At 64.7% G+C, this 844-nt stretch carries 2 protein-coding genes; both read right to left on the reverse strand.

From position 1 onward, the window contains the following. A partial coding sequence (locus tag RAD15_RS43365; protein ID WP_182871940.1) for a Zn-ribbon domain-containing OB-fold protein occupies positions 1 to 386 on the reverse strand: 386 nt, incomplete at its 3' end. Continuing rightward, positions 386 to 844 (reverse strand): thiolase C-terminal domain-containing protein (locus RAD15_RS43370; RefSeq protein WP_458184791.1); only part of this gene is annotated, 459 nt, incomplete at its 5' end. The genes RAD15_RS43370 and RAD15_RS43365, both read right to left, overlap by 1 nt.

Here is an 844-nt window from a genome sequence, read left to right on the forward strand (position 1 = left end):
GCCGGCGTGAAGAACGGCAGCGGGGCGCCGTCGGTCGGCTTGAACACCACCTTCACCTTCTGGCCGATCTTCAGCTTCTCGAGATCGCAGTCGACGAAATTGGTTTGCACCGATGGCCCCTCCTTCAGCGTGACATAGCCGATCGCATAGGGACCCGTCGGCGACTTCCGCATCAGGCTCCAGGTGTAGATCGTGCCCTCGCCGGACGCCTCCTCCCACACCGTCTTGTCGGAGTAGCAGAACGGGCAGATCGAGCGCGGGAAGTAATGCGCTTCGCCGCAGGCGGTGCAGCGCTTGATCATGAACTTGCCCTCTTTCGCTGCGTCCCAGAACGCTGCGGTCTCGGGGTTGGTCACCGGGGCCGGATACTTCTTCGCTTCGCTCATCACACGCGCTCCAGAATGGCCGTCGAGGCGGCGTGGCGGACGCCCAGAAGGCCGCCGGTGCCGTGGGCGATGGCGAGATCGCAATTCTTGACCTGCACCTTCGGATGCGCCTCGCCGCGCAGCTGCCTGACAGCCTCGATGATCTTGGTCATGCCGCCGCGGTTGACGGGATGGTTGCTGCAGAGGCCACCGCCGTCGGTGTTGAACGGCAGCTTGCCGACGCCAGAGATCAGATTGCCGTCGGCGACGAACTTGCCGCCCTCGCCTTTGTTGCAGAAGCCGAGGTCCTCGAGCTGCATCAGCACCGTGATGGTGAAGCTGTCGTAGATCGAGGCGTATTTGATGTCCTTCGGCGTGATGCCGGCCTCCTCGAACGCGCGCGGGCCCGACCAGACGCCGGCCGAGTACGTGAGGTCGAGATCCTTGCCGCCGCGCGGCCCCTTCATCGCCTCGCCATG

Source organism: Bradyrhizobium sp. 14AA, assembly GCF_054185205.1.